This is a genomic window from Bacillota bacterium, assembly GCA_013177945.1.
Lineage (GTDB): Bacteria > Bacillota > DSM-12270 > Thermacetogeniales > Thermacetogeniaceae > Ch130.
The window spans coordinates 1-4,339 of sequence record JABLXW010000039.1 but is presented as its reverse complement, the minus strand read 5'-3'; the positions used below and the strand labels follow the sequence as shown (position 1 = coordinate 4,339).

Annotated in this window: 6 protein-coding genes, 1 tRNA gene and 1 rRNA gene; 7 read left to right on the top strand and 1 reads right to left on the bottom strand. The window is 53.1% G+C overall.

Annotated features, from left to right (window positions below; genetic code table 11):
* Nucleotides 1-9 precede the first annotated feature (9 nt).
* The 4 genes from rrf to HPY58_13815 all read left to right on the top strand — a co-directional run bounded on the left by rrf (nt 10) and on the right by HPY58_13815 (nt 1,732).
* Nucleotides 10-124, top strand: a 5S ribosomal RNA gene (rrf, locus tag HPY58_13830).
* Nucleotides 125-133: 9 nt separating this feature from the next.
* Nucleotides 134-208, top strand: a tRNA-Asn gene (locus HPY58_13825).
* A 203-nt stretch (nt 209-411) separates the two neighbouring features.
* Nucleotides 412-1,311: a CPBP family intramembrane metalloprotease gene (locus HPY58_13820; protein NPV30693.1), complete on the top strand. Its 900-nt coding sequence runs from the start codon at nt 412-414 to the stop codon at nt 1,309-1,311.
* 40 nt (nt 1,312-1,351) lie between these two features.
* Nucleotides 1,352-1,732 (top strand): DUF1232 domain-containing protein, encoded by a 381-nt coding sequence (locus HPY58_13815; GenBank protein NPV30692.1) that lies wholly within the window; start codon nt 1,352-1,354, stop codon nt 1,730-1,732.
* Nucleotide 1,733: 1 nt separating this feature from the next.
* Here the strand turns inward: HPY58_13815 and HPY58_13810 are convergent, their stop codons facing one another.
* Nucleotides 1,734-2,681 (bottom strand): TGS domain-containing protein, encoded by a 948-nt coding sequence (locus tag HPY58_13810; GenBank protein ID NPV30691.1) that lies wholly within the window; start codon nt 2,679-2,681, stop codon nt 1,734-1,736.
* 154 nt (nt 2,682-2,835) lie between these two features.
* Here HPY58_13810 and HPY58_13805 point away from each other — a divergent pair, with 154 nt between their 5' ends.
* The 3 genes from HPY58_13805 to HPY58_13795 all read left to right on the top strand — a co-directional run.
* Nucleotides 2,836-3,666 (top strand): amidohydrolase family protein, encoded by an 831-nt coding sequence (locus HPY58_13805; GenBank protein NPV30690.1) that lies wholly within the window; start codon nt 2,836-2,838, stop codon nt 3,664-3,666.
* A gap of 91 nt (nt 3,667-3,757) precedes the next feature.
* Entirely contained in the window at nt 3,758-4,000 is a 243-nt protein-coding gene (locus HPY58_13800; GenBank protein ID NPV30689.1) for a 4Fe-4S binding protein, read from the top strand.
* 235 nt (nt 4,001-4,235) lie between these two features.
* A partial coding sequence (locus HPY58_13795; GenBank protein NPV30688.1) for a hypothetical protein occupies nt 4,236-4,339 on the top strand: 104 nt, incomplete at its 3' end.

The following is a 4,339-nucleotide window of genomic DNA, read 5'->3' as shown; positions in this document are numbered from 1 at the left end:
TGAAAGTTTCCTGGTGGCACAAGTGCGGAGGGGAAACACCCGTTCCCATCCCGAACACGGAAGTTAAGCCCTCCAGCGCCGATGGTACTGGGGTTCTCCCCGGGAGAGTAGGCCGCTGCCAGGAAAAAATTATTCCTCGGTAGCTCAACGGTAGAGCATCCGGCTGTTAACCGGAGGGTTGCAGGTTCGAATCCTGCCCGGGGAGCCAGAAAATCCACGGACCCGCGAGGATTATGCCGCGCGGGTTTTTTCATTCTATGGGGGCGGGGTTCTGAATTCAGCTTTTCAGAGCCGGAAAGGCAAGCACAAACCGCGGAGAGGAAATTTAGTGGTTGGCGGCGAAGCAAGACGTGAACATCAGAATGCCCGGAACGGTTGAGAAGGGGTGCATGGAAAAGGGGGTCGCAATTTATGGCGGGAAGCATTAAGAAAGCCGCCCTTTTCACAGGGCTGACCTTTTTCTTCAGCTACCTTATGGTCTTCTTGTATCTGGCGCTGGGCGGCAGGTGGGCCGCGCCCGGTTCCCTGGTTTTGAGTGTTGCCTACATGTTTGTTCCGATGACTGGCGCGCTCGTGGTTCAAAGGCTCATCTACAGAGAACCTTTAAGGGAGCCGTTCGGTCTTTCCTTTAAATTGAACCGGTGGTTTTTGGTGGCGTGGCTGCTTCCTCCTTTGATCGCTTTCGCTACGCTAGGGGTAAGCCTGCTTTTCCCCGGAATCGAATTTTCTCCAGAAATGGCGGGAATGTTTGAAAGGTTTAAATCTTCGCTCACACCGGAGCAGCTGCAAGAAATGAGAAACCAGGCTGCTGCTCTTCCCGTCCACCCCATCTGGCTTGCCCTGTTGCAGGGGCTGATCGCAGGAGTCACGGTTAATGCAGTTGCCGCCTTTGGCGAAGAGCTGGGCTGGAGAGGGCTTCTTCAAAGGGAACTCGGTTGCATTGGCTTCTGGAAGTCATCAGCAATCATCGGCATCATCTGGGGGCTCTGGCACGCTCCCCTGATCTTGCAGGGGCACAACTACCCTCAACACCCTCTGGCCGGCGTGTTGATGATGACGATATTCACCCTGCTCCTTTCGCCAGTTTTCGGCTATATAAGACTTAAAGCAAAATCTGTCATCGCCGCTGCCATCATGCACGGCACGCTCAACGGCACCTACGGGCTGGCGATTATGGTGATTAAGGGAGGAAATGACTTGACCGTTGGTGTCACCGGGCTGGCCGGGTTTGTTGTCCTTGTCTGCGTGAATCTTGGGCTGGTTGTTTACGACCGTATCTTCGCAAAAGAACCAATTACAGGGAGTTTTTGAGAGCATCTCTTGAGATGAAGAATGAGGGGGCGTCAGCGCGGTGAGCGCAAGCGCAGTCAGGGATTGGCTGTACCGCGTAAGAAAATTCAAAAGAGAGATCTGCGCCCTTTATCTTGCCTACCGCGACCCCCGCGTCCCCCTTTACGCCCGCCTGCTTGCAGCATGCGTGGTGGCATATGCTTTGAGCCCCGTAGACCTCATCCCGGACTTTGTACCTGTCTTGGGGCACCTTGACGATGCCTTCCTCATCCCGCTGGGCGCGGCTTTGGCTATGAAGCTGATCCCGCCGCAGGTTCTTGCCGAGTGCAGGGAGAAGGCGGATGCATTTTTCGCTGAGACGAGGCCGAAGATTTGGGCGGGAGTTCTCTTTGTCATCACCTTCTGGCTCTTTGTTCTGCTGCTGGTTTCGGCTCTGCGGTAGCTCAGACGTGGAGTTCCACTATGTCTTTGTCCTGGAGCACGTAGTCCCGGAGCACGGATTGGCCCGGGAACCTGGCTGAGCCCCAGACCCGGGCAGACTTGAGGCGCTGGGGAAAGTCCCGGTGGATCGCCCGGGCAAAATCCAGCACGGTGCTTCCCTTTTTTAGGACAAAGGGTGCTTCCAGATCAGGCGGCCTTCCCGGTACCTTGCTGTAGATCCTGATGATGTTCAGGGCTTCAAAGATCCGCCGCCGCAGTTCTTCCAGCCTCCCGGCTTCGAAAACAGATACGGGGAGAAGAGGCAGATGGTCCTGGACATATTCCCCGATTAGCTCCAGATTTTCCCGGGCGGCCTCGAGGTCGGTTTTCGTGACGAGGAGGAGGCAGGGTTTCTCCGGAGACCCTGCCTTTTTTTGATGAAGAAGATTCAGAGAATGTTCAACCTGTTCCAGGCAGGTCTCTGCAGAGCCGTCAACGGCAAGAAGAATCATATCTGCCTGCCTCAAGAGGTTGACAAGCCCCGGGGCGGCTTCATCCCCGGTAATGGGAGGAGTATCCACAAGCTGAACGGAAACGTCTTCAAAGGGCATCATTCCCGCTACGGGCACGGTTGTTGAAAAAGGGTAGTCGGCGACGCAGACTTTTGCCTTTGTCAGGGCGCCTACCAGAGATGACTTTCCGGTGTTGGGAAACCCTACGAGAACCGCCTGGCCCGCTCCTTCCTTGGGAATGCGGTAAGGGTCGTAGCGCGCCATTTTGCTTTTCTGAGCGCCTTCGGTGCGCAGTTTTGAAAGCCGCCTTTTGATATCAGCCTGTATTTTTTCTGTTCCCTTGTGTTTTGGAATTACCGCCAGCATTTCCTCAAGCGCCGCAATTTTATCTTCAACAGTTTTTGCGGTTTTGTAGCGCTGTTCTGCCTGGAGGTACTGGGGGGTGAGATTGGCGGGCATCCAGGTCACCTCCCTCAAATTTTATTTTATAGATTTTTAAATTTTTGTTAAAGATCCCGGCCGGCTCAAGGGGATGATCCTTGTTTTTCTCCAGAACCTCTTTTAAACTAATTAGAAATATCATTGTTTACCATTGATAATTGGAGGGTAAAAGTTGCTGCTAGACTTTCACGTCCACTGCTTCCCTGACGAACTGGCAAAGAAGGCCGTTCCCGCCCTGGCTGAGGCGGCCGGCATCAAGCCGTTTCTTGACGGCACCATTTCCGATCTGCGGCGTTCGATGCAGGAGGCAGGAATTTCTTGCTCTGTTGTCCAGCCTGTTGCGACCCGTCCCCAGCAGGTCCGGAAAATCAACACCTGGGCTGCCGCCAATCAAAGCGCAGATCTTGTTTTCTTTGCCAGTTTTCACCCGGACCTGGCCGACTGGAGGGGCGAAGTAAAACACATTAAAGAGCTGGGGCTGCGGGGGGTTAAATTTCATCCGGATTACCAGAAGTTTTTTGTGGATGAACCCCGTATGTTTCCTATCTATGAGGCATTGTTTAACGAAGATTTAATCATCCTTTTCCATGCGGGCATCGACATCGGTCTGCCGCCCCCGGTGCACTGCACCCCGGAGCGCCTGGCAAGGCTGGTCAGGCTTTTTCCGGGCGGAAAAATTGTTGCCGCCCACATGGGTGGATACGGGTGCTGGGAGGAAGTTGAAAGGCATCTCGCGGGAAGAGACATTTACTTCGACACCTCTTACTCCCTTGCCGATTTAGGCCGGGAAGAAATGACCCGTTTAATTTTTGCCCATGACCCGAAAAAAATTCTCTTCGCAACCGACTCTCCCTGGACCTCGCAGCAGGCCGAGGTGGCAGGGATCAGAAAGCTCCCCCTCCCCTCATCTTTTCTGGATCAGATTCTGGGACTGAATGCTGCAGCGTTGCTGGGATTACAGCAGGGGGATCTCTTGCACGAAAAGCAAGGGGCAAAGAAGTGAATTTGAAGGAAGGATTTTGGGATTGACTGGCGAAAAAATAAAAGCAGGAAGTTTTGTTCCTGGAAAAAATTAGGGAAAGGAGGAGGACGGGTTGACTGAAGAAAAAAAGAAGAAGTATAAGTTTGATTTTGAAATTCAACCGGATAGCTGCATGGACTGCGCGACCTGCTGGTATGTATGCTTCTTTGAGGGGGGCAGCGGGGCGGTTTACGTAGATTACAACGGAGGTGCCCGTTACGCGATTAATAAAGATGTTTGCACCCGCTGCGGACGCTGCTTCCGGGCGTGTCCTGTAAATGCCGTAGTACGCCTTGCTGCAGCGGAAGGGGCCTGATCTTTTGGATTACAGGCGGGTGTGCTGCTGCGTGTGCGGCTGCGAAAAGAAGATTCTGAAGTTCCCCGGTTCCGTGGGGAACTTTTTGTATAAGATTCTCATAAGGGAGAAAGAATATGGTTATTTGAACTTCCAAGCAGGAGTTTTCTTCTTCATGTAGAAGTAAGCTTTTCGAATTCTGTTTAATCTCTTTGCCAGAAATCCGAAGAAAGGCTTGAGAAAGGAAGGATTCTTGATGGCGAAGAAAAAATTTGAGCGCACCAAACCCCACGTCAACATCGGGACGATCGGGCACGTGGACCACGGCAAAACCACTTTAACCTCGGCGATCACCATCTG